Raw genomic sequence first — 21993 nt, forward strand, 5'->3', positions numbered from 1 at the left:
CCGGTCGATGGTCCGCGCCAGGGCTGTCAGGGTCCAGACGTGCCCCGTTCGGCCCTTGTCGTCCGTCACCAGGCGGCGACACCCTCGCAGCTACAGGCGTCGGGGCACAGCAGTACCGGAGGCCGGTCATGAAGCACCCACCTCACGCACCTGATCCCGGAAGGCGACGCCGCACTCACCGTACGAGTCTCGGACGGCGCGGTGACGCTCGCCGGACGCCTGTCGCAGTCTGTTCCGGCGGATCTGGCCCTGCGCCTGACCCGGGCGGTGCCCGGCGTGGTGGACGCGGCGGCGAAGTTCACGACCTCGTAGCGGCCTTACCTCGTAGCAGCCTTTACCTCGTAGCGGCCTTCACGGGTCCGGCCGCCTCGTTCGTGCCACGCGGCGGGAAGTGCTGGACCCGCGCGTCCGGGCCCGGGAACACCAGAGTGACCCGGCCCGTGTCCGACCATCTGACGTCGAAGGGCGGGGTGCCGTCCTCATGGTGCAGCCCGACGATCTCACCGTCACGCCCCTCGTCCCCGACCGTGGCGCCGCCCACGATCAGCCGGTCGCCGACGCGAGCCCACAGCCCGGCGCGGGGCTTCTCCTCACCTTCTCGTGTTCCGGTCGCGGTCATGGTTCTCGCCTCCCGGCCCGAGCGCCCGGCTGCGGCCCTCCCGGGACCGGCGCTCTCGCCTTCCACCATGCGTCCCGGCCGGCCGACCGTCATAGGGGCCAACAGTCCCGGAAGGGGACCATTCGGCACTGCCCCGGGGTGGGGTTCACGCAGCAGGGTGAGATCTACCGGGGCCGCCACGGCCCGTGAAGGAGGACCGTCATGCAGCACCGTACGGTTTTCGAGGTGATGACCCATGACGTGGTCACCGCCGCCCCAGAGACCTCGTTCAAGGAGATCGCCCGTCTCTTCGCCGACAACGACGTCTCGGCGGTCCCGGTCGTCGACCCGGACCGACGCCTGCTCGGCGTGGTCTCGGAGGCCGACCTGCTGCGGACCACCGCCGAGCTCCCCGATCTGGAGGGCCGCCCAGCGGGCATCCGATTGCTGTCCCAGGAGAAGAGGCTGCCCGATGCGGAGACGGCCGCCCAGTTGATGACCTCGCCCGCGGTCACGGCCCAGCCGAACTGGAATCTCGTCGAGACAGCCCGGACGATGCACAGCGAGGGGGTGAAGCGGCTTCCCGTCGCCGACGAGACCGGTCGGCTGGTCGGGATCATCAGTCGCAGCGACCTGCTGCGGCCCTTCCTGCGCGGTGACACCGCGATCCGTGACGAGATCGAGCACGACGTCCTGGCCGGCACTCTGCGCCTCGCCCCCGACACGATCCGTGTGACCGTCGACGAGGGAGTCGTCAGGCTGGCGGGTCGGGTCGACGAGCGCGCCGACATCCCCGTGATCGTTCGGCTCTGCCGCTCGGTCGACGGAGTCGTCGCCCTGCACGAATCGATCGAGTACGCCTACGACAACCTCGCGCTCGACGTGGAACCACCGCGATGAACGCCCTGTGGGTGGCACCCGTCATGCCCGACTACGACAGTGCCCGGGCCACGTTCTCCTGGCGACGCGAGCGGTCCCGGCTCGCCGGGCTGCCGGACGGGGGCATCAACATCGGGTACGAGGCGGTCGACCGGCACCTGCGCGAGGGCCAGGGCCACGGCGAACGCGTCGCGCTGCGCTGCATCGCCCGCGACAGATCCGTGTCGACGATGACTTTCGCCCGGCTCGCGGCCGAGAGCTCCCGCTTCGCGCACGTGCTGGAGACGCTCGGCCTGGAACGCGGCGAGCGGGTGTTCACCCTGCTGGGCCGCCGGTTCGAGCTGTACAGCACCGTCCTCGGAACGCTGCGCGCCGGACGGGTCCTGTGCCCCCTGTTCACCGCCTTCGGACCCGAACCCGTCGCGCTGCGCATGGAGCTGGGCAACGCCCGGGCCCTGGTCACGACCCGTGAGCTGTACCAGCGCAAGGTCGCTCCGGTGCGGTCCCGGCTTCCGCACCTGCGGCACGTCCTGCTCCTCGACCCCGGGGCCGACCCGCCCCCGGACACCCTCTCCTTCCCCGCTCTCACGGCCGCCGCGCCAACCGAGTACACGGTGGGACCGACCGATCCAGCAGAGCCAGCGCTTCTGCATTTCACCAGCGGCACGACAGGCACCCCCAAGGGAGCGGTCCACGTACACGAGGCGGTCCTCGCCCATCACGTCACCGCCGCCTACGCCCTGGACCTGCACGAGGGCGACGTCTTCTGGTGCACGGCCGACCCCGGCTGGGTCACCGGCATGTCGTACGGCATCATCGCACCGCTCACCCACGGGGTGACGACCGTCGTCGACGAAGGGGACTTCACTCCCGCTCGCTGGTACGGGATCCTCGCCGACCAGCACGTCACCGTCTGGTACACGGCCCCTACCGCGCTGCGCATGCTCATGCGGGCCGCACCACGCAGCGGCGACGCGACGCCTGCCGCGCGCCACGACCTCTCCGCGCTCCGGTTCGTCGCGAGTGTCGGCGAGCCGCTCAACCCCGAGGCCGTGCACTGGGGCCAGGAGGCGCTCGGGCTGCCGGTCCACGACACCTGGTGGCAGACCGAGACGGGCGCGATCATGATCGCCAACTTCGCGGCCGATCCTGTGCGGCCCGGTTCGATGGGCCGACCGCTTCCCGGTGTCGAGGCCGCCGTACTGGCGTGCGGCGAGGACGGCCGGGCCGCGGTCACCGGCGGACACGTCCAGCCGCTCCAGGAACCGGGAGCCCAGGGCGAGCTCGCCCTGCGGGCGGGCTGGCCGTCGATGTTCCGTGGCTACCTCCACGAGCCGAGCCGTTACGAGGCGTGCTTCGCGGACGGGTGGTACCTGACCGGTGACCTGGTCAGCTGCGACGCCGACGGCTGGTACTGGTTCGTGGGCCGGGCCGACGACGTCATCAAGTCCGCGGGGCACCTCATCGGGCCCTTCGAGGTGGAGAGCGCGCTCATGGAGCATCCGGCCGTCGCCGAGGCCGGTGTCATCGGACGCCCCGACCCGCTGGCGGGCGCGATCGTCAAGGCGTTCGTGCTGCCGCGCCCCGAGTGTCCGCCCGACACCGAACTGCGGCGCGACATCATGGCGTTCGCCCGTCGGCGCCTCGGCCCGGCCGTCGCGCCCCGGGAGATCGAGTTCGTCGAGGATCTGCCCCACACCCGCAGCGGAAAAGTGATGCGCCGCCTGCTGCGGGCCCGCGAACTGGGCCTGCCCGAGGGCGATGTGTCGACGCTGGAGACAACCGAACCTGCCGGGACGGCCGGGCTCTCCGGGAAGGACCCGTGATGGCCACCGCACGCGGCGGCGCGTCCGCCAGTACATCGCAGACGAAGCGCCCCCGTCGCCCTCGTGGACCCGCTGCGCCCTCCCGCACTCCGGCGGCGGCCCACGACCTGGACCTGCTGAGGCGGATGCTGCTCATCCGGCGGTTCGAGGAACGGTGCGTCGAGCTGTACAGCACTGCGACGATTCGGGGCTTCGTCCACCTCTACATCGGCGAGGAGGCGGTGGCGGTCGGTGTCCACCAGGCGCTCGACGAGCGGGACGCGGTCGTTTCCACGTACCGCGAACACGGCCACGCCCTGGCCCGCGGGGTACCGCCCGAGGCCGTGATGGCGGAGATGTACGGGAAGTCCACCGGCTGTAGTCACGGCCGCGGTGGCTCCATGCACCTCTTCGACGCCGGCCGCCGCTTCTACGGCGGCAACGCGATCGTGGGCGGCGGACTGCCGCTCGCGGCGGGTCTGGCGCTTGCCGACCGGTTGCGCGGCGAGTCCCGGGTGACCTGCTGCTTCTTCGGTGACGGGGCCTTCGCCGAGGGTGAGTTCCACGAGACCGCCAATCTGGCGGCGCTCTGGGGACTGCCCGTGCTCTTCGTCTGCGAGAACAACCTGTACGCGATGGGAACGGCCCTCGCCCGGGAGCACGCCCAGACGGACCTGGCGATGCGGGCTGCGTCGTACGGCATGGCCGCCTGGGCCGTCGACGGCATGGACGTGCACGCCGTGGAGAAGGCGGCGCGCGGGGCGGTCGAGTCCATGCGCGCCGGCAGCGGACCGCACTTCCTGGAGATGCGGACGTACCGTTTCCGCGCGCACTCCATGTACGACCCGGACCGGTACCGGCCGAAGGACGAGATCGAGGAGTGGAAGCGGCACGACCCTGTCACGGGCCTCGCCGATGGCATGCGTGCGGCCGGTCTGCTCGACACGGCCGCGCTGGAGGCTCTGGACCGCGAGGTCATGGAGGAGATCGACCGAGCCGTCCGGACGGCCGAACAGGCTCCCGAGGAGCCGGCCGAAGACCTGCTGCTCCATGTCACCGGGCGACAAGAGGAGGGTCCGCCATGAGCGCGCGTACGCGACCGCGGGCGCATCCCGACGACGGCACCACCACCTACAGGGAGGCCCTGCGGGAGGGGCTCCGCGAGGCCTTGGCCTCGGACGACCGGGTCTTCCTCATGGGCGAGGACGTGGGCCGCTACGGCGGCTGCTTCGGGGTGAGCCTCGGTCTCCTGGAGGAGTTCGGACCCGATCGTGTCCGGGACACGCCTCTGTCGGAGTCCGCGTTCGTGGGGGCCGGTATCGGCGCCGCCCTGGCCGGGATGCGGCCGGTCGTGGAGATCATGACGGTCAATTTCAGCCTGCTGGCCCTCGACCAGATCCTCAACAACGCCGCCACCCTGCGCCACATGTCCGGCGGACAGCTCGGTGTGCCGCTGGTGATCCGCATGACGACGGGCGCGGGACGGCAGCTGGCCGCCCAGCATTCCCACAGCCTCGAAGGCTGGTACGCCCACATCCCCGGCCTCCGCGTCCTGGCGCCGGCCACGGTCGACGACGCGCGCCATCTGCTGTCCGCCGCGCTGGCAGACCCCGACCCGGTGCTGCTCTTCGAGCACGGCAGCCTCTACAGCGCGGCTGGCACGCTCGATCCAGCCGTCCATGATGTCGACCTGGACCGTGCGGCCGTCCGCCGCGAGGGCACCGACGTCACGGTCGTCGCTTACGGCGGTTGTGTGTCCAAGGCTCTCGAAGCCGCAGAGACAATGGCGGGCGAGGGGATCAGCGCGGAGGTCGTCGACCTGCGGACGCTGCGGCCCCTGGACGACGTCACGATCGTCGGCTCGGTCCGACGGACCCACCGGGCCGTCGTGGTCGACGAGGGCTGGCGCAGCGGCAGTCTGTCCGCCGAGATCGAGTCGCGGATCTGCGAGCAGGCGTTCTTCGAACTCGACGCGCCCGTCGAGCGGGTGTGCAGTGCGGAGGTCCCCATCCCCTACGCACGTCGGCTGGAGGAGGCGGCACTCCCCCAGCCGGCCGGAATCGTGGCGGCGGCGCGCCGGGTGGTGAGCTGAGATGGCCGAGTTCACCATGCCCTCGCTCGGCGCCGACATGGACGAGGGCACGCTCTCCGAGTGGCTGGTGCATCCGGGCGACCAGGTGACGCGAGGCGACGTCATCGCAGTGGTCGAGACCGCCAAGTCCGCGATCGAGGTGGAGTGTTTCGACAGCGGTACGGTCGAGGCCCTCCTCGTCGACGAGGGCACGACCGTGCCGGTGGGCACCCCGCTGGCACATATCGGCACGACCGCCGAAAGCCGTCCCGCCCAAAGCCGTCCCAGTGAAAGACGTCGCACCGAAAGCCCGCCGGCGTCGACGCCTCTGGTCCGCCGACTCGCCCAGGACCGGCACGTCGACCTCGCCACCGTCCACGGCTCGGGCCCGGGAGGCAGGATCACCCGCGCGGACGTGGAGCACCACGAACCGGAACCTGCACAAGCAGCAGAGCAGGGCAAGACCGCCAGTCCGGCAGAGTCCACTCGGGCCGCGACCGGGCGGCAGTCGGGCACGGAGCCGACGCGACGGAAGCGGAGCGCATCCGGGGCCGAGGCGAAGACCGCGCCGACGACACGGCCGACGAAGCCGATGCGCAGCGACGGCTCGACCGGGGAGCGTCCCACTCCGCTGCGTGTGAAGTCCTCACCGCTCGCGCGGCGGCTGGCCACGGAGCTCGGCGTCGACCTCGCCGAGGTGACCGGCACGGGTCGGGGCGGCACCGTCCGTGCGCAGGACGTCCGTTCGGCCGCAGCCGCCGAGGGCGCACCGCGGCCGGCCGTCCCGGATGCGGCACGGGCGGCCACCGCCCGGCTCATGAGCCGATCCAAGCGGGAGATCCCGCACTTCTACCTCTCCACGACCGTGGACATGGCAGCTGCCCTGGAGTGGATGCACGCTCGCAACCGCGAACTGCCGCTGTCCGCCCGCCTGGTGCCCGCCGCACTCATGTTCAAGGCCGTCGCGCTGGCAGCGCGGAAGGTGCCCGAGCTCAACGGGCACTGGGGCGACGACGGCTTCGTCCCGGCGGAGGAGGTACGGCTGGGCGTCGCCGTCTCCCTACGGGGCGGTGGCCTCGTCGCCCCGGCCCTCGCCCACGCCGACACGCTCTCTGTCGCCGAGGTGATGGCCGCGCTCAAGGACCTGGTGGCACGGGCACGGGGCGGTCGGCTCCGAGCGTCGCAGACCGTCGATCCCAGTCTCACCGTCACGAACCTAGGCGACCAGGGTGTCGAGACGGTGTTCGGCGTCGTCTACCCGCCGCAGGTCGCGCTCGTCGGCCTCGGCAGGATCGTCGAGCGGCCCGTGGCCGTGAACGGCCTGCTGGGAGTACGACCCGTGCTGACGGCGACGCTGTCCGCCGATCACCGAGCTGCCGACGGCGCCACCGGCGCGCGTCTCCTGACCGCCATGGACCGGCTCCTGCAACAACCGGAGGAACTGTGAACCACGACCAGGCAAGGGCGTTGGTTCGGCAAGCCGTGGAGCGTGTCGTCCCCGGCGCCGAACTCACCGGACTCGATCCCGGCGTGTCCCTGCGGGACACGTTCGAGATGGATTCGCTGGACTTCCTCGAGTTCGTCGAGGCGCTCGCCGAACTCAGCGGGACGGAACTCACCGAGGACGACTATCCGGCCCTCGACACCTGGGACGGCTGTGCCGCTCGCCTGATGGGCGAGGCACATGCGTCCGCGCAGGGAAGGAGAGGGTGATGCGTCATCGCACGATCGGCGAGCTGATGACCCGTGAGGTGGTGAGCGTCCGCGGCGACGCCCCCTTCAAAGAGATCGCCCGCACGCTCTCACGGCACCAAGTGACCGCTGTTCCCGTGGTGGACGGCGGAGGTCGGGTGCTCGGGGTGGTGTCGGAGGGGGATCTGCTGCGCAAGACCGCCGACCAGGCCGCCACACCGGGTGATCTACCGGCCGTTCCGGACCTGGAGGCTTGGGAGCGGGCGAAGGCCGAGGGGACGCGGGCCGAGGAACTGATGTCCGCACCCGCCGTGTGCACCCGGCCCGAGTGGACCGTGGCGGAGGCGGCGCGGCTGATGGAGGTCCAAGGGGTCAAACGGCTCGTCGTCGTCGACGACGAGGACCGGCTGGTGGGCATCGTGAGCCGCCGCGACCTCCTGGGCATCTTCCTCCGCGAGGACGACGACATCCGTCGGGAGATCCTCGAGGACGTGCTCGGTCACACGCTGCGTCTCGAACCGAGCGCCCTCGCCGTCGAGGTGCACGACGGGCGGGTGGAGCTCAGCGGCAGACTGCCCTTCCGGGGCATGATCCCGGCGATCGAGCGCATGTGCGCGACGGTGGACGGCGTCGTCTCGGTCTCCCGCACCCGTCTCACGTACGACGTCGACGACACCGAACGAGGAGGTGGACGATCATGACGCGGAGCATCGTGGTCGGCCTGGACGGCGCAGAACAAGCAAACGCCGCCGCGGAGTGGGCGGCTGAGGAGGCGCTGCTGCGCGGCACCGGCGTACATCTGGTGTACGCGACGGAACCGGTACCGGAGGCCGTTCTGTCACTCGTGCCGCGGGAGTCCGAGAGGGCGTGGGCCGAAGCGATGCTGGCGCGCACCGCCGGTGGACTGCGCGAGCGCCATCCCGGCCTGTCGGTGACCACCCAGCTGTTGCCCGCGGGTCCCGTGCCGGGTCTCGTCGCCGCGGCTGAGGAGAGCGAGCTGCTGGTCCTGGGTTCGCGGGCGCTTGGCAGCGTGGCCGGCTACCTGCTCGGCTCCGTCGGCCTGACGGTCGCCGGCGCCGTCGCGCGGCCCGTCGTACTGGTACGGGCTGGTAGCGAGTCGACCACTCCACAGGGTCCCGTCGTGGTCGGGACCGACGTGCGGCAGCCCGTGGACGCCGTCCTGGGTTTCGCCTTCGAGGAGGCCGCCCGGCGGCACACCCAGGTCCACGTCGTGTACGCGCAGCAACTCCCCCTCTACGCGAGACTGGGACCCGCCATGGTCCCGGACATCCGCCATGCCCTGGCTCCGGAGATCAAGCGTTCGCTCGAAGAACTGCTGGATCCCTGGCGCGCGAAGTACCCCGACGTCGCGGCGGCCGCCGGTGTGGTGGTCGGATCGGCCGGCCTCGAACTGGTCGAGGCTGCCCGGGACGCCGCCCTCGTGGTCGTGGGTCGGCGTACTCGTCATTCGGCGCTGGGCGCGCACATCGGCAGCGTGGCCCACGCGGTGCTGCACCACAGCCCGGTGCCCGTGGCCCTCGTGCCCCACTCCTGAGCTCGGTGCCGATCAGTCGTCGGACGCCGTAGCCCGCAGCCGTACCGCCGTGACCTTGTACTCCGGACAGGAGGTCACCGTGTCGGCGTGCTCCGAGGTGAGAGAGTTGACGCCGCTGGCCGGGAAGTGGAACGCGCAGAACACCTGCCCGGGAGCAAGTTCCGTCCCGACGCGGGCGACGAGTCGCGCCTGCCCATGGCGGCTCTCGACGGTGACCGGGGTGCCGTCCCGGACACCGAACCGGGCGGCGTCCTCGGGGTGCAGGTCCAGGCGGTCGGACGCGTCGAGAAGAAGGTTGCCGCCGCGCCGGGTCATGCTCCCGGAGTTGTAGTGGGCCCATCGGCGACCGGTGACGAGCACGAGCGGATAGTCCTGGTCCGGTTCCTCGCCGGGCGGCAGGTAGGGGGCCGCCGACAGATGGGCGCGCCCGTCGGGCGTGGCGAACTCTTGGGTGTACAAGGTGTGTTCGCCCGGCTGGTCCGGCTCCGGGCAGGGCCACGGTACGGCGCCTTCCTGGTCGATGCGGGCGTGTGAGAGACCGGCGAAGAGGGGTGTCACTCGTCCGCACTCGGCGAGGGCGGCCGCTGGCGTGGGGCAGCCCAGGTCGGCGCCGAGGGCATCGGCAACGGCGTGCACGACGTCGAAGTCGGAGCGCGTCGTTCCGGGCGGAGCCACCGCTGGTCGTACACGCTGGAAGCGGCGGTCGAAGTTGACGAAGGTCCCGTCCTTCTCCAGCCACGAGGCCACGGGTAGGACGACATCGGCGTGGCGCGCCGTCTCGCTGAGAAAGAGCTCGTTGACGACGACAAGCGGGCAGGTGTCGAGGGCCTCGGCGACGCGCCGGCTGTCAGGGTCGGTCGAGCACACGTCCTCACCGATGACCCACAGCGCCCGCAGCCGGCCCTCCCGAGCCGCCGCGAACATCTCGGGAATGCGCATGCCCGGCCGCTCGGGAACTGGTCGGCCCCACACCGCCTCAGCGCGAGCACGGGCCTCCGGGTCGGTAACACGGCCATAGCCCGGCAGCAGATCGGGCAAGGCGCCCATGTCGGAGGCGCCTTGCACGTTGTTCTGGCCGCGCAGGGGGCTGATGCCGAACCCGCGGCCGGTGCCGCCGACGGCGCCGCGCAGGATGGGGAGGTTCGCCAGGGTCCGTACGCCGTCGGTGCCGTGCAGGTGCTCGGTGACGCCGAGTCCGTACAGGACGGCCGGTCGCTCGGCGCGGCCGTAGAGCCGGGCGGCCTTCCTGATGTCGTCGGCGGGGACGCCGGTGATCTCGGCGACCCGCTCGGGCGGGTAGTCGGCCACCAGGCCGGTCAGTTCGTCCAGTCCGGTGGCGCGCTCGCGGAGGAAGGCCGAATCGGTCATGCCTTCGTCGACGAGGACGCGGGCGAGACCGTGGAAGAGGGCGACGTTCGTACCGGGGCGCGGACGCAGGTGCACGTCGGCATGACGGGCGAGGCCCACGGCACGGGGATCGGCCACGATCAGGGAGGCCCCTGCGAGTGCCCGCTGGAGGAGGCGGGCACCGATGACGGGGTGGGCTTCGACGGGATTGGCGCCGACGACCAGGAGGCAGTCGGCGGTCTCGACGTCGTCGAAGGGGTCGGTGCCGCCGGCGCGTCCGAAGGAGGCGGTGAGTCCTGCGGCGGACGGCGCGTGGCACAGGCGGGAGCAGTTGTCGACGTTGTTGGTGCCGATGACGGTCCGCAGGAGCTTCTGGACGAGGTAGTTCTCCTCGTTGGTGGCACGGGCGGAGGAGATCGCGGCGACCGAGTCGGGTCCGCCGTCGACGACGGCCGCGCGCAGGCCGTCGGCGATCCGGGTCACCGCCTCGTCCCAGGTCGCCGGTCGTAGTTCGCCGTTCTCCCGGATCAGGGGCTCGGTGAGACGTTCGGCGGAGCTGAGGTATCCGTACGCGAAGCGGCCCTTGACACAGGCGTGGCCCCGGTTGACGGGCCCGTCCCGGGCCGGGAGCACAGCGGCGACACGGTCCTCGCGGACGACGATGTCGAGGGTGCAGCCGACTCCGCAGTAGCCGCAAGTGGTGCGCACGCGGTCATGGGGGGCCTGCCGTGAGGTGAGGCCCTGGCCGGGTCCGGGCTGGGTGATCGCCCCGGTGGGGCAGGTGTCGACGCAGCCTCCGCAGGACACGCAGTCGGAGTCGGCCCAGGGGCCGCCGGTTCCCGGGGCGACGACCGTGTCGGCCCCGCGTCCGGTGAGGGTGAGCGCGAACGTGCCCTGGACGTCCGCGCACATACGGACGCAGCGCCCGCACGCGATGCACAGGTCGCGGTCGAGATGGACGTACGGGTGGCTCTTGTCCCGCCCGCGCGTGGGGTCACCGGCAGCCGTGTCCGCGGGGATCCCCAAATCCCGGCATGCATCGGCCAGTTCAGTGTGTGAACTGTCGGCGAGCGCGAGCGGCGGGAGCGCTGAGGCGATCAAGGCGACCGCGTCCCGGCGCAGGTTCCGCACGCTCTCGTCGGCGGTGTCGACGGTGAGGCCCGACGTCGCGGGCGTGACGCATGCGGCGACGGTCCGCCCGTCGGCGCTGACCAGGCAGGTCCGGCAGGAGCCCGCCGGCCGGAGACGGTCGTCGTGGCAGAGGCTGGGCAAGTCGGCTCCGGCGGCACGTACCGCGTCGAGCAGTGAGGCCCCGGCGGGCAGTTCGACCGACACGCCGTCGACCTGGAGCCGGGTCATCGATCCCATCCTTCCAGGGCCGACCCGTAGGCGCGGGCCAGGCTGCGGACGGCGGCGGGAACGCGGCGGCCGAACGCGCAGAGACTGGCCTCGCCCATCAGCCGTGCCAGTCGTTCGTAGGTCTCCCCCGGCCCGCGCCGGCCCTGCGCGAGTTCGAGCCCTCGCCGGGTGCCGACCCGGCAGGGCGAGCAGGCTCCACAGCTCTCGTCGGCGGCGAACTCCCAGACGTGCCGAAGAAGTTCGTGGGGATCGGTCTCGGCGTCGAAGGCGACCATGCCGGCGTGACCAAGTGCGGCGCCGTGCTCGGCGAGCGCTGCCGTGGTGAGCGGGACGTCGAGCGCGTGCCCGGCGAGGAAACCGCCGAGAGGCCCGCCGATCTGGAGGGCGACGAGCTCGCGGCCGTCCTTCAGGCCACCCCCGAACCGGGTGACGATCTCGTCCACAGCAGTGCCGAGTTCGACCTCGTAGGCACCGGGCCGGGCGAAGCGCTCGGACAGGCACACGAGTTTGGTGCCGGTCTCGTCCGGTGCGCCACGTCGGGCGTAGGCCGCTCCGCCGTGGGCGACGATCCAGGGCAAGGCCGCCAGGGTCTCCACGTTGTTGACCACCGTCGGCGCGTCCCAGAGGCCGTGATCCGTGGGGTAGGGGGGCCGAGGGCGTGCACAGCCGCGAGCGCCTTCGAGCCGGGCGATGAGGGCGGTCTCCTCGCCCGAGACATAGGAACCGGCTCCTTCGACGATCTCGACGAACGGCCGCGGACCGGCTGTCTCGACCGACGGGGCCAGGTCCCCCGCCTCCGTCGCGCGCTCCACCGCCCGACGCAGCCGGGCCATGGCTCTCGGATACTCGGAGCGGACCAGGACCGTCCCACGCCCGGCGCCGCAGGCGAAGCAGGCCAGGGCCAGTCCCGTAAGGACGCGCTCGGGGTCCTCCTCCATGAGCAGCCGGTCGGCGTACGAGCCGGGGTCGCCCTCGTCCCCGTTGGCGACGACGACCGTGTCCGGCTTCCCCGCCGCTGCGGCCCACTTGTCGGCCACGGGAAATCCGGCGCCGCCGCGCCCGCGCAGTCCTGAGACGGCGGTCTCCTCCCGTACGTCCTCGGGCCGCAGCCCGGCCACCGCCTCGCGCCACACGTCCCAGGGGGAGTGCCCTCCCACGATCCCGGCGAGCAGGACGGGCGCCCCGGTGGTGTCGGCCGCCGGGATGCCCGGCGCACGTGGTTCCGTCCGCCCGCCGAGTTGGTCGGCAAGGTCCGGGCCCATACGGGGCAGGGTGCCGTCGAGGGCGGCGGGGCCGGCGTAGCAGTAGCCAAGGCAGTGCACGGTCTGCAGCGAGGTGGAACCCGCCTCGTCGACCGTGCCCGCCGCCACGCCTAGAGCGCTTTCGACCTCCGTCAGATGCTCCCCGCCCCGCGCGGCGAAGCACGCCGTCGCGGTGCACACCCGCACATGCCGCTCGCCGCGCGGGGCGGCGAGATCGGCGAAGAAAGTGGCGGGGCCGAGCCCCGCGGCGGCCGGCAGTCCGGCTGCCTCCGCGACTCGGGGCGCCCATGCCTCGGGCCCTTCGGCGGTGCCCGCCCTGGCGCGTTCCAGCGCGGCGGGCAGCAGCCCCCCGCGTCCTCCGTTCCGTTCGGTCAGCTCACGGAGCGCGTCTGGGCGTCGGACCGGCTCCTCGGGCATCCGATCGGTCATGCTCCCAGGGTGACCGGCCGTGCCCCCGCCCGCATCCCGGCCGGTCACGGGCTTCACGGTTTCGCGTTGCGCAGGGCGGTCAGGCGCCGACGGTACTCCTCCTCGTCGATCTCACCGCGCGCCAGTCGCTCGCCCAGGATCTGCTCGGCCGGCGTGGCAGGCAGAATCCCCGAAGGCCGTTCCGCAGCACGGTCCAGTGTGCGGAAGAGCATCACCGCGACCGTGATGAGAAGCCCCCAGAACAGCACCATGCCGGCTGACATGGCGAACCAGCCCCATCCGTTCATCCCGTCGCCATACCAGAACATCATCGCCACTCACACTCCCGGCGGCCCCGGCCTGCAGGAGCCGGACGCCCCTGCCTCCGGTCCGTCCGACACTCCCACCGTGCCCCGCCGAGAAGGCTCCGCACAGGGCCGACCGGCCCCTGGCGGGGGGCCGACCGGTCACGGAAGGGAACGAGTGGCCCCTGGAGCCAGGATCCCGGCACCCGGAGGGTGGGGAACAGCAGGCCCACGCCGCCATGCGGATCACTGCCGGGAGGCCACCATGGTCCGGAACACGGGGAGCCGGCCGGTCGCGGATACGCCGCAACCGTGGCAAATGCTGCTCCTTGCCACCATCGGGTTCACGCTCTGCTTCTGGGCGTGGGCGCTGCTGGCCCCCCTCGGCCCACGGCTGCGGGACGACCTCGACCTCAGCTCCTTCGAGCAGTCGCTGGTGGTCGCCGTTCCGGTCGTGGTCGGCGCGCTCGGCCGGATCCCGGCGGGGGCACTGACGGACCGCTGGGGGGCACGGCGAGTCTTCCCCCTCGTCGCGGCCCTGACGATCCTCCCTGTGCTGTACCTGGGTCACCTGGCCGACTCGTTGGCCGAGGTGCTCGCGGGCGGCGTCCTCCTCGGGATCGGGGGAACCGCCTTCGCCGTCGGTGTGCCGTTCGTCAACGCCTGGTACCCACCCGCACGGCGCGGCGTCGCCCTCGGGATCTTCGGCATCGGCACCGGGGGCACGGCCCTGTCGGCGTTCACCACCGTCCAGCTCTCCGACGCCGTCGGCCGTGCTTTCCCCTTCGACCTCGTGGCCGTCGGCCTCGCGCTGTACGCCGGAGTGGCCTGGTTCCTCCTGCGCGACAGGCCGGGGCGGGCGACGGCGGCCGGGTCGCTGTTCTCGCGCACCGCCCTGGCCGTGCGTACGCCGGCCACTTGGCAGCTGGCGTTCCTGTACGCCGTGTCCTTCGGCGGGTTCGTCGCGTTCAGCGTCTACCTTCCGACCTATCTCACCCGGGCCTATGAGCTAGGCCGCTCCGACGCGGCACTGAGGACAGCGGGATTCGTCGTGCTCGCCGTGGCGATGCGGCCCGTGGGCGGCTGGCTGTCGGACCGTACCCATCCCGTACCCGTACTGACGGTGTCGTACGGGATCGTTTCGGTGTGCGCCCTGGTCGCGGCGTTCGAGGCGGAGCTGGTCCCCGTGGGAACGGCGGCATTCTTCGGCATGGCCGCCGGTCTGGGCGCCGGGTCCGGGGCGGTCTTCGCGCTGGTCGCACGTCTGGTCCCGGCCGAGCGGGTCGGCTCGGTGACGGGAGTTGTCGGGGCGGCGGGCGGCCTCGGCGGCTTCTTCCCACCACTCGTGATGGGAGCGGTCGACAGCGTCGCGCACGACTACACGTGGGGGTTCGTCCTCCTCGCCGTCACCGCGACGGGCGCGGGAGTCCTGGCAGCCACCGCCGTCCGGCGACGCGCCCGGGCGCCCGCTGACGCCTGACCGCGGCGGCGAGGCCGCTCATGCGAGCCGCGCGGTAACCCGGCGATTGGGCCTTTCGGCCCCTCCTCGGGGCCAGGGTGGCCTTAGCCCCGCGTTCCATCCGGAGGGTGGTATGGAAAGCATGAAAACCGACCGGGCTCTCCTCGTCGCCTCCGGAGTACGCAAGATCTACCGGACGGGCTCCGTCGAGGTCACGGCTCTGCTCGACCTGGATCTCGTCGTACGTCACGGGGAGATGGTGGCGGTCATGGGGCCGTCCGGCTCAGGAAAGACCACGCTCCTGAACTGTCTGTCCGGGCTCGACGACATCGACGCCGGCCGGGTTGAGGTCGACGGCCACGACCTGTTCGCGATGTCGGACGCCGCTCGTACGGAGCACCGGGCGCACACCATGGGGTTCGTCTTCCAGGCGTTCAATCTCATACCGGTCTTCTCCGCGGTGGAGAACGTCGAACTGCCCCTGCTGCTCGTGGGCACCCGGCCGCGTGAAGCCCGTCGCCGGGCGCTGGACATGCTCGACCGGGTGGACCTCGGCCACCGGGTCGAGCACCGGCCGAGCGAGCTGTCCGGGGGTGAGCAGCAGCGGGTGACGATCGCCCGCGCCCTCGCGGGACGCCCGGTCATCGTGTGGGCGGACGAACCGACGGGAAACCTCGACAGCGCGATGGCCGACCAGGTCATGGACCTGCTGTGCGAGCTCAACCGGGACGAGAGCCAGACGATCGTCCTGGTCACCCACGACAGCGCCATCGGCGCCCGCGTCCCCCGACTGATCCGGATGCGCGACGGGCAACTGGTCGACGACGTCCGCCAGACCCTCACGGCCCGAGCCCCGAGCCCCGACGTCCCCTTGGGCTGATCATGTACCCGAATCTCCTCGTCCCGCTGCTCACCGCCTTGGCGCTCGCCCTCGCGGCCCTGGTGGTGGTCGCCGTCCGGCAGCCGGTGTCCCGGCGGCTCGCCTTCCGGCAGGTCGCCCGCCGGCGCACCGAGGCGGCGCTGGTGATCGGCGGATCGATGCTCGGAACGGCCATCGTCATCGGGGCCCTCGTCGTCGGCGACACCTTGAACTTCTCCGTACGGCAGGAGGCGTACCGCACCCTGGGGCCCGTGGACGAGCGCGTCGTCGCACCCCCCGGACCGACCGGGCGCGCCGTGACCGAACGGCTGGCCGCCCTGGCGGGCGACCCCGACATCGACGGTGTTCTGAACGCCCAGGCCACCCAGGCATCGGCGGTGAGTGGTGCCGACGACCGCACGGTCGCCGAGCCACGCGTCCTGGCCTGGCAGATGGATTTCGACAAGGCGGCGCGCTTCGGCGCGCCGGGCGGGGACTCCGGTCTCGGGGGACCCGATCCGAAGCCCGGCCAGGTCGTGGTCAACGAGCCGCTGGCCCGGTCGCTGAATGTGGGAGCCGGAGATCCGGTCACGCTGTACCTGTTCGGAGATCCGGGGACGTACCGGGTCGAGCGTGTGGTGCCGGAAGAGGGTCTGGCCGGGGTGGGCCTCGGCGGCCGGATGAACCGTGACGTGTTCCTGGCACCGGGGACCCTGGACTCCGCCGCCCGGGCCGCCGGTGTGGAGCCGCGCTCGGTCACCTTCGTCTCCAACCGAGGCGGCGTCGAAAGCGGCGAAGCCCTGACCGACCAGGTGACAGCCGACATCCGGCAGGCTCTGGGCCCGCTCGCCGGGCAGACGGAGATCGACACGCCCAAGCACACGGTGCTGCGCGACGCCAGACAAGCCGGGGACTCCCTCGGAGCCCTGTTCCTCATGATCGGCAGTTTCAGCATCATCGCCGGCGCACTGCTCCTGGTGAACATCTTCGTGATGCTCGGCGAGGAGCGGAAGTCCCAGATGGGCATGGTGCGGGCCGTGGGGATGAAGCGCTCGCGGCTTGTCGGGTCCTTCACGCTCGAAGGGGCGACCTACGCGTTGCTGTCCGCGCTGCCGGGCGTGGCCATCGGGGTCGCCGTCGGCTGGGGCGTCGCCGTGGTGGCCGCGCAGATCTTCCAGGGCTGGTCGGTCGGCGGCAGCAGCATCCGCATCGCGTTCGCCGTCACCCCCACCAGCGTCCTCAACGGACTGGCCTTGGGCCTGCTCATCGCCTTCGCCGCGATCCTCGCGACCAGCGTGCGCATCAGCAGGTTCAACATCATCGCCGCGATCCGCGACCTCCCCGCCACGCCCGGACAGGGGCCACGCCGCCGACTGCTCGCGGTCTCCACCACCCTGGCAGTCCTGTGCGCGTTCGCAGCCGTCCCGGCCGTGGCGCGCAGCCAGCCCGACGCGACGTACCTCATGCCGGCGCTCGCCCTCGCCTTCGCCACTCCGGCACTGCTCCGCATCCTCCCCCGCCACACCGTCACCACTTCGGTCGCGGGGGCCGTCCTCGCCTGGACGCTCCTGGCACCCGTCGTACGCCCCCGGATCTTCGACACGCCCTCGATGTCCGTGTACGTCATCCAGGGCGCCCTGGCCGCCTTCTCTGCCGTGGTTCTCGTCAGCGACAACCAGAAGACGCTGCTTCGGCCCGTGCGACGGCTCCTCCAGCGCCCGACGGAAGGCGGCCTCGCGGCGCGGCTCGCGGTCGCGTACCCCTTGGCCAAACGATTCAGGACCGGCGCGACGCTCGTGATGTACACCCTGATCGTGTTCGTCCTCGTGCTCCTGACGGAGATCTCGGGCATCATCCGCGCCGGCGTCGACGGAGTCGTCGCCGATGCCACCGCCGGATACTCCCTGCGACTGGACTACAACCCCCAGGTCGCCGGCGACCGGCTGCTTTCCGATCTCCGCGGCGGCCCGTCCACCCCTGGGATCGCCGCCGTCACGCCGCTGCTCAACGCCACAGGGCGGGCCACCGATCCGGGACACCGCAGCGCCCAGCCGCTGGACGCCGCCGTCGTCGGCGTGCCAGGCGGGTCGATCACCGGCATCACGTTCCGGGAGCGGCTGCCCGGCCTGGCGAACGACGCCGCGGTCTGGCGGGCTCTCGAATCCGACCCTCGCTACGTCGTTCTCGACGGCTTCTTCGGCAGCACCGGCGGCCCGGCCGGCGACTACTACGACCCCGGCGACACCCTCACCCTGACCGACCCCCGCACGGGCCGCAGCGAACAGAAGATCATCGCCGGCGTGCTCAGCAACGGGCTGGTCTTCTACCCGGGCACCGGCGCCAGTTCGACCACGTACCCCGTGGTGCTGGGCGAGCAGGCGACACGCGACCTCTTCGGCATCCAGGCACAGAACACCTCCGCGCTGGTGAGAACCAGCCCCGGAACCTCCCCCGACGCCCTGGCGACCCAACTCCAGGGCGAGCAGCTCTCGTCCAGTCTGGTCGCCACGCCCATCGAGTCGGACATCCGCCAACAGTTCGACTCCAGCACCGCCTTCTTCCGCCTCATGCAGGGCTTCCTCGCCCTGGGCCTCGGCGTGGGCATCACCGGCCTCGGCGTCGTCATGGTCCGAGCCGTACGCGAACGCCGACGCACCATCGGCATCCTGCGGGCCCTCGGCTTCCGGGCACGGACCGTCCAGCGATCCTTCCTGTGGGAGAGCACCTTCATCGCCCTGGAAGGAATAGTGCTCGGCTCGCTGCTGGGCGTGCTCACCACCTGGCTGATGTACGCCAACAGCGCCGCATTCGAGGGCCTCGAAGGAGGCTTCCCGGTCGAATGGACCAGCATCTGCGGCCTGGCCGCAGCCACCTTCGCCGCGTCGCTCCTGGCCACGATCGGGCCGGCGCGCCGCGCAGCCGCCATCCGCCCGGCGCTCGCGGTGCGCGTCACCGAATGACGTCGGTCATCCATACCGCGCAGGGCCGGCCGCGTACGTCTGACACGGACAGCAAGGTCGCGGGAGGAGGGCCGGCGCGGGACCTTGCCCAGCAGGATGACGGACGGGTGATCGCCCACCCCACCACTCCAAGATCCGGGCCATTCCCGGGCCAAGTCCCGCCCAAAGATCACCAATTTATTTGATTTCGCTGGTCATCACAGGTGCGGGCCGTGTACCACCAGCACTCGAAGAACCTCCTGGTCTCGTACTCCCCGAAGAAGCTCGGCTTCTTCTAGAGCCTCAAGCTGGCTGCCTGGAGGTGCCGTTACGCTCCAGGCAGCCCGACACCGGAGTCACTCTAGGTCAGCAACAGGCTGCCTCAAGTCGATGGTCGAGCTGCACGAGATTCTCGACCCCGGCTCTGGTGGTCCGGACAACGACTTTACGAACCGCAACGCCACCTTCATGACGTGGAACCAGCTCCACCTGGGCCGGATGCTCAAGGACGCCAGCGGCATCCCGACGTACGGCAGCCGGCGCTCCGAATGGGACGCCGGCTGCCGCTTCGACTTTGAGAACCCCGAACACCGTTGCAGGGGGACTGTAAATCGTTCGGTGTAACTCCCGATCATGGAGGATGCACCGACACCCAGTGAGAACGTGACCGAGGCCGAGACTGCCGAGGTGGCTGAGCCGCAGTCGGCGAAGGTGGTGAATGACCGGCTGATCGATGAGCTGGTGTCCCGGGCCGCAGGCCGAGGGCCTGCGGCTGACGGGAGAGGGTGGGTTGTTGCTCCAGCAGCTGACGAAGCGGCTGCTGGAGTCCGCCCTCGAAGGCTGGATCACCGACCACCTCGGCATGACAAGCACGACCCAGCAGGCAAGAACGGCGGGAACTCCCGCAACGGGACCCGCGCTAAGACCGTGCTGACCGACGTCGATCCGGCCAGCGTCAGGCGAACAGTTCCGACATCACCCGATCAACTTCAGTAGCGGGTCCGCCGCTGACGGACGCAGCACAACGGCCGGGACATCCGCATACTGGTGCCCCCGGCGTCGGGTGCGCGGTGCGCGACTGCTGGGTGCGGACGGTGCCGCCCCGTCAGACCTTCTCGTCGACGGGGAGGTAGCGCTCGATGCCGCGAGCCGTCATCTCGTCGAGTACGCGCTGCCATTCCTCGGCGTACCGATCCAGCTGTTCCCGTCGCATGATCAGGTCGAAGCAATACCCCGGCATACTGGCGTCGTACCTGCGCTGCGCCTCCCTCCTCTGTGCGGCGACACCGTCGCGGTCGAGTCCCGCCGCCTCCTCCTGCACGTTCGCTCGAATTACCTATTCGGGTTCAACCATTCGTCTCCTCAATTCAACGGACGGCCTCGTCGACCGACGCGTCCACCGCGGCGGCACACCGGATGGTATGCGACGCGGGAGAACACAGAAAAACATCGAATCGAGTCGCCGTCTAGCAGGTTTGCGACGTGAACGTCACGCGACGACCTTCCTGAGCAGACGGTTTCTCGACTTGGCTAGGTCGTCGCGGATCAAGCAGGGCCTTCCGTGCACCGCGTCGGCGCGGCAAGTCCCCTCCGATCTCTTCTCATGGGGTCGGTTGTTGACGTCGGGAATCTGCCAGAAGATGGTGCCCGCTCCTGCTGGACTAGAGGTCACACTCTCCATGTGATGACCAACTCAGGACGGGATTCATGTCCACAGCAACCACCCCTTCTGTCCAATCCCCCGCATCGCCGGACCGCTCGCCTTTCTTCTCCTGGCTGGCCGTCATTTCGGTAATGCTGGGAATCTTCTCCATCGTCACGACCGAAATTCTTCCGATCGGCCTTCTCACGTCGATCGGATCGAGTTTCACCATTTCGGACGGAATGGCCGGTCTCATGATGACCATGCCAGGATTCCTCGCCGCGGTCTCGGCCCCTGTGGTCACGGTGGCCACAGGACGTATCGACCGGCGGGTCATGCTGGGCGTGTTCATCCTTCTGCTGTCGTTGGCCAACTTCCTTGCCGCCGCCGCGTCGAGCTACTGGCTGGTCCTGATCTCCCGCGTCATGGTGGGCGTCACCATCGGCGGCTTCTGGTCCATCGGGGCCGGACTCGCCGGTCAACTGGTTCCCGCGAAGTCCGTGGGCCGAGCGACCTCGGTGATCTTCTCCGCCGTACCGCTCGGCTCCGTACTCGGAGTACCGCTGGGCACGTTCATCGGCGACATCGCGGGCTGGCGGACGGCATTCCTCGTGATGGGCGGCTTCACACTGGCCGTCCTCGTGTTGCTCCTCGTAGTCGTCCCGCCCCTCCCCTCCGACCAGGCGACGCGCCTCGATGTCCTCGGCGGCATGCTCCGAAGCGTCAACACCCGCTTCGCCCTGGTCATGACCTTCGTCGTCGTGCTCGCCCACTTCGGCACGTACACGTACGTCACCCCCTTCCTGGAGCAGGTGACCCACGTCAGTTCGGGTCTCATCACGATCTACCTGCTCGTCTACGGTGCGGCCGGCATCGCCGGCAACTTCCTCGGCGGATCCACGGTGGGACGCTATCCGCGGTCCACCTTCGCCACGGCGGCGGCCCTGATCGCGGCCGCGACCCTGCTCCTGCCCGTCCTGGGGCAGTCGGACGCCGGCGCGGTGGCGCTGCTCGTCGTTTGGGGTGTCGCCTACGGCGCCGTCCCGGTCTGCTCCCAGACGTGGTTCTCGAAGGCCGCCCCCGACTCCCCCGAGGCGTCCTCCGTCCTCTTCACCGCCTCCTTCCAGGCCACCATCTCCATCGGGGCCCTGGTCGGAGGAGCCGTCCTCGACCGTTCCTCGCCCTCCACCGTCATGGTGCTGGGCGGGCTGGCAGCCGTCTTCATGGTCCTCGTGGCCTGGGCCCACTGGGCGGGAAGGTTCACGTGGCCGAAGGCGTCCTAGCCCCGCCGTGACCGGGGCGGCCGTCCGCCTCGGCGCCGGCCCCACCGTTTTCCCCTCTCACCCGGCCGCGCCCGCACCCGCGGGCCCGACCCGGCGAGCGGTGCCTCCACCTCCCTTTGTTGGACCACCTCGCCCACCCCCATCCTCACCGTGTCAGGATGCTCGGACCAAGTTCCGGACCATTTCCGGTCCAAGCCAGGCCAAAGAAGCGCACCAACTGTCGTTTCCACTGGCCAGCCCGGGTGCAACTGCTGTACCACCAGCAGACGAAGAACCTGCTGGTGAGCTACTCCCCAAAGAAGCTGGGCCTCTTCTAGCAGCACGAAAGAAGGTGCCTGACCTGGGGTTTCCTCGGGTCAGACGCCTTCTGGGGCGAACTGGGTGCTGTCGAGGAGCTGTTGAGCCTCGGCGAGTTCGACCAGGACGAGGAGCGGGTCGGCGCTCGTGAGTGAGTGGGGCGGGATGACGCCGAGGATGCGCACGGCCAGGAACGGGCGCAGCGCGTCGAGCCTGTGGTCGGGGGAGAGTCC

Annotated in this window: 17 protein-coding genes and 3 pseudogenes; 14 read left to right on the top strand and 6 right to left on the bottom strand. The window is 70.8% G+C overall.

All coding sequences use genetic code 11. From position 1 onward, the window contains the following. Positions 1–373: 373 nt before the first annotated feature. A pseudogene (locus tag VIU94_RS44835) lies at positions 374–571 on the bottom strand (DUF1918 domain-containing protein); the annotation flags it as partial. A gap of 249 nt (positions 572–820) precedes the next feature. On the opposite strand from VIU94_RS44835, the gene VIU94_RS36805 reads away from it, so the two are divergent. From VIU94_RS36805 to VIU94_RS36840, 8 genes are read left to right on the top strand one after another with little or no spacing between them, the layout of a single operon-like run. Further along, complete coding sequence (locus VIU94_RS36805) at positions 821–1498, top strand: CBS domain-containing protein (RefSeq protein ID WP_331918598.1); 678 nt, start codon at positions 821–823, stop codon at positions 1496–1498. Beyond that, a complete protein-coding gene (acsA, locus tag VIU94_RS36810; RefSeq protein ID WP_331918600.1) occupies positions 1495–3303 on the top strand; it encodes an acetate--CoA ligase in 1809 nt (602 codons plus the stop codon). The genes VIU94_RS36805 and acsA overlap by 4 nt, the downstream gene beginning before the upstream one ends. Continuing rightward, positions 3303–4367, top strand: a complete 1065-nt coding sequence (pdhA, locus tag VIU94_RS36815; protein WP_331918602.1) for a pyruvate dehydrogenase (acetyl-transferring) E1 component subunit alpha — start codon at positions 3303–3305, stop codon at positions 4365–4367. Before acsA ends, pdhA begins: the two co-directional genes overlap by 1 nt. Beyond that, entirely contained in the window at positions 4364–5374 is a 1011-nt protein-coding gene (locus tag VIU94_RS36820; protein WP_331918604.1) for an alpha-ketoacid dehydrogenase subunit beta, read from the top strand. The genes pdhA and VIU94_RS36820 overlap by 4 nt, the downstream gene beginning before the upstream one ends. Before the next feature lies 1 nt (position 5375). After that, positions 5376–6800, top strand: coding sequence for a dihydrolipoamide acetyltransferase family protein (locus tag VIU94_RS36825; RefSeq protein WP_331918606.1), 1425 nt, complete (start codon positions 5376–5378; stop codon positions 6798–6800). A gap of 35 nt (positions 6801–6835) precedes the next feature. Beyond that, positions 6836–7066: an acyl carrier protein gene (locus VIU94_RS36830; RefSeq protein WP_331918608.1), complete on the top strand. Its 231-nt coding sequence runs from the start codon at positions 6836–6838 to the stop codon at positions 7064–7066. Then, positions 7066–7746, top strand: a complete 681-nt coding sequence (locus VIU94_RS36835) for a CBS domain-containing protein (RefSeq protein WP_331918610.1) — start codon at positions 7066–7068, stop codon at positions 7744–7746. The genes VIU94_RS36830 and VIU94_RS36835 overlap by 1 nt, the downstream gene beginning before the upstream one ends. After that, complete coding sequence (locus VIU94_RS36840; RefSeq protein ID WP_331918612.1) at positions 7743–8600, top strand: universal stress protein; 858 nt, start codon at positions 7743–7745, stop codon at positions 8598–8600. Before VIU94_RS36835 ends, VIU94_RS36840 begins: the two co-directional genes overlap by 4 nt. A gap of 12 nt (positions 8601–8612) precedes the next feature. Here the strand turns inward: VIU94_RS36840 and fdhF are convergent, their stop codons facing one another. Genes fdhF through VIU94_RS36855 form a run of 3 tightly spaced genes read right to left on the bottom strand, consistent with a single transcriptional unit; the run spans position 8613 to position 13308 of the window. Beyond that, positions 8613–11306 carry a formate dehydrogenase subunit alpha gene (gene fdhF / locus VIU94_RS36845; protein WP_331918614.1) on the bottom strand — a complete coding sequence of 898 codons (2694 nt, stop codon included), beginning with the start codon at positions 11304–11306 and terminating at the stop codon, positions 8613–8615. Beyond that, complete coding sequence (locus tag VIU94_RS36850) at positions 11303–12997, bottom strand: NADH-ubiquinone oxidoreductase-F iron-sulfur binding region domain-containing protein (protein ID WP_331918616.1); 1695 nt, start codon at positions 12995–12997, stop codon at positions 11303–11305. The genes fdhF and VIU94_RS36850 overlap by 4 nt, the downstream gene beginning before the upstream one ends. A gap of 53 nt (positions 12998–13050) precedes the next feature. Then, positions 13051–13308 (bottom strand): SHOCT domain-containing protein, encoded by a 258-nt coding sequence (locus VIU94_RS36855; protein ID WP_331918628.1) that lies wholly within the window; start codon positions 13306–13308, stop codon positions 13051–13053. Between the two features lie 292 nt (positions 13309–13600). Here VIU94_RS36855 and VIU94_RS36860 point away from each other — a divergent pair, with 292 nt between their 5' ends. From VIU94_RS36860 to VIU94_RS36880, 5 genes and pseudogenes are all read left to right on the top strand, one after another. Beyond that, positions 13601–14761, top strand: a complete 1161-nt coding sequence (locus VIU94_RS36860) for an MFS transporter (protein WP_331918618.1) — start codon at positions 13601–13603, stop codon at positions 14759–14761. Between the two features lie 112 nt (positions 14762–14873). Beyond that, positions 14874–15620: an ABC transporter ATP-binding protein gene (locus VIU94_RS36865; protein WP_331918620.1), complete on the top strand. Its 747-nt coding sequence runs from the start codon at positions 14874–14876 to the stop codon at positions 15618–15620. 2 nt (positions 15621–15622) lie between these two features. Next, the gene (locus VIU94_RS36870; RefSeq protein WP_331918622.1) at positions 15623–18559 is read left to right on the top strand and encodes an FtsX-like permease family protein; all 2937 of its coding nucleotides are present in this window, start codon (positions 15623–15625) and stop codon (positions 18557–18559) included. Between the two features lie 390 nt (positions 18560–18949). Beyond that, a pseudogene (locus VIU94_RS36875) lies at positions 18950–19162 on the top strand (hypothetical protein); the annotation flags it as partial. Between the two features lie 9 nt (positions 19163–19171). Further along, a pseudogene (locus VIU94_RS36880) lies at positions 19172–19495 on the top strand (transposase); the annotation flags it as partial. A 148-nt stretch (positions 19496–19643) separates the two neighbouring features. Here VIU94_RS36880 and VIU94_RS36885 read toward each other — a convergent pair. After that, a complete protein-coding gene (locus VIU94_RS36885; protein ID WP_331918624.1) occupies positions 19644–19778 on the bottom strand; it encodes a hypothetical protein in 135 nt (44 codons plus the stop codon). A 421-nt stretch (positions 19779–20199) separates the two neighbouring features. Beyond that, positions 20200–20445, bottom strand: a complete 246-nt coding sequence (locus VIU94_RS36890; RefSeq protein ID WP_331918630.1) for a hypothetical protein — start codon at positions 20443–20445, stop codon at positions 20200–20202. Here VIU94_RS36890 and VIU94_RS36895 point away from each other — a divergent pair. Next, positions 20333–21463: an MFS transporter gene (locus VIU94_RS36895; protein ID WP_331918626.1), complete on the top strand. Its 1131-nt coding sequence runs from the start codon at positions 20333–20335 to the stop codon at positions 21461–21463. The two genes, VIU94_RS36890 and VIU94_RS36895, sit on opposite strands and share 113 nt — an antisense overlap. The last annotated feature ends 530 nt before the right edge of the window (positions 21464–21993 follow it).

Origin of the sequence: Streptomyces sp. (genome assembly GCF_036566765.1) — a bacterium.
In the GTDB taxonomy this organism is placed as follows: Bacteria; Actinomycetota; Actinomycetes; order Streptomycetales; family Streptomycetaceae; genus Streptomyces.